The sequence below is a fragment of the Arhodomonas sp. KWT genome, from assembly GCF_010993615.1.
This window is the reverse complement of the sequence record NZ_WNXE01000349.1, coordinates 1-1,979: the sequence shown is the minus strand read 5'-3', so window position 1 is coordinate 1,979 and position 1,979 is coordinate 1. Positions and strand designations below refer to the sequence as shown.

The following is a 1,979-nucleotide window of genomic DNA, read 5'->3' as shown; positions in this document are numbered from 1 at the left end:
GCGCGATCTCGTGTCGCAGCCAGATCACGCCGCCCGACAGGGTCTGGCAGGAGAGCAGGCGCAGGTGTTGCCCCTCCGACGGCGCCCTGCCCGACGGGTCCGAGTGTTCGAATATGGCCGGAATGCCGGCGAGCCCGTCGATCGCCGGGCAGATCAGCGTGCTCACCTCGTCGATGAGGCCAGCCGACAGGAACGCGCCGTTGGTCGCCCCGCCGCCTTCGAGGACGAGATGGCCGATTCCGAAGGCGTCACCCAGTATCTCCATCGCCTCGGCGAGGTCGTCGCCGTGGGGGCCGGCGAACACATAGGAGACGCCCGCTTCCCGGAGCCGCTCGAGGTGCTCGTCCGGGACCCGCTGCGAGAGCACCACCACCGCGTGATCCCCGTCGACCTCGCCCTGGTCGAAGCGCAGGCGTCCCGAGGGATCGATGGCCACCGCGACGTCCCGGCCGGCGCGTTCCTGGAAGTAAGCCGGGCGCTCCCTGGGGGGCTCCAGGAGCGGGGGGCTCTGGTTCTGATCGACGTAGTCGGTCATCGTCCGGCGCCCGACGATCCAGCCCTCGCCACCAAGCCGCTTGGCGGCGGTGTCGTAATGCGCGTCGATGAGGTCCATGACGCGACTGCCCACCGGATCGCTCCATCGCTCCGGGCAGAGACGGCCGTCGAGAGAGGTAATCATGTGGCAGGTAATCTTCGGGCGCATGGATCCTTGCTGTCTCGGGTTGCTCATCGCCCGGGTTGCGGGCAGGGTTATTCACGTCGGCAGCGATTCAGTGGCCTTGCGAATCCACGTCAGGCGCTATGACTACGAGGGAAACCGTAGTCCGCCGGGTGATGCGAATAAACGGGGGTACGTTTCTTGGAGTCATGAGCACCACTCATTAGCTCATTCGCTGTGCCGGTGAATCCGGTCGAAGCGGTACACGAGTTCCGGGCCGCCCGGCTGGGCGTAGGCGAGCTCGGCGGTGACCATCGCGAAGGGCTCGACGAAGCGTGCGGTTCGGAGCGGGCCGGCATCCAGCGGCTCGTAGCCGACGTCCGCGATGAGCCGCCCGGCTACCGCTTTGGCGTCCGCGTCGTCGCCGTAGTAGAGAAGATGGGGGCGGGGTGACTCGTCACGGGCGCTGAAGACGTTGAACAACGCCTCGCTCGGGCTGGTGTTGAACGTGGAAACGAAGCGCACGTCGGGTCGCAGGCGTGCCAGTTCCTCCGCCCCCGACGTCGTCGTCCCGACCACGAGGTCGCGGTTCTGGCGGTCGAGGGGGACACAGCAGTTGAGTACGATGGTGTTATCCATGTCCCCGGCCCGGGAGACCACGTCCTCCACCCGCGACCAGTGCACCGCGAGCAGGACCGCATCGGCGGTCTGCACGGCCTCCGCCGGTGTTCCGGTCCGCGCACCGGCCCCCCGGGCAAGGCGATCGAGCTTCCCCGGGGTTCGCGCGTAGCTGAACGTCACCTCGTGCCCCGCCATTGCCCAGATGGTCCCGAGCGTCCCGCCCATCAAACCCGAGCCGAGTATCCCGATCTTCATGGGTGCCTCCGATCGCCGATTTGCCTGGCCGGGAAAGTAGCACCCCGCGGTCCCGGGAAAACCCCCTATAATCAGAAAGGATTAATGAGGAAGGTTCATCAATGCTGAGAGAGAATGTTGTCGACCTGATGTCCTTCGTCGTCGTGGCTCGCGTGGGAAGCTTCACCCGTGCCGCGGCGCAGATCGGCGTCTCGCAGTCTGCCCTGAGCCACGCCGTGCGGGGCCTGGAGGAGCGCCTCGGCATCCGCCTGCTGATGCGCACCACGCGCCGGGTCAGCCCCACGACGGAAGGCGAGCGTGTACTCGAGCGCATCGCCCCCCACTTCGCGGAGATCGAGAACGAGCTGGAGGCCCTGGTCGAGATGCGGGACCGACCGGCCGGGACGATACGGATCACCGCGACCGATCACGCGGCGGACACCGTCATCTGGCCGAAGCTGGCGCC

At 67.3% G+C, this 1,979-nt stretch carries 3 protein-coding genes; 1 reads left to right on the top strand and 2 read right to left on the bottom strand.

Annotated elements, in window-relative coordinates; all coding sequences use genetic code 11:
• Together G7A99_RS18795 and G7A99_RS18790 are read right to left on the bottom strand one after the other, a co-directional pair.
• The coding region (locus G7A99_RS18795; protein ID WP_163143063.1) for a dihydrofolate reductase family protein at window positions 1-703 on the bottom strand (703 nt) is incomplete at its 3' end.
• A 183-nt stretch (window positions 704-886) separates the two neighbouring features.
• On the bottom strand, window positions 887-1,534 hold the full coding sequence (locus G7A99_RS18790; protein ID WP_018717765.1) for an NADPH-dependent F420 reductase: 648 nt from the start codon (window positions 1,532-1,534) through the stop codon (window positions 887-889).
• Window positions 1,535-1,635: 101 nt separating this feature from the next.
• Here G7A99_RS18790 and G7A99_RS18785 point away from each other — a divergent pair.
• Window positions 1,636-1,979 (top strand): LysR family transcriptional regulator (locus G7A99_RS18785; RefSeq protein ID WP_163143061.1); only part of this gene is annotated, 344 nt, incomplete at its 3' end.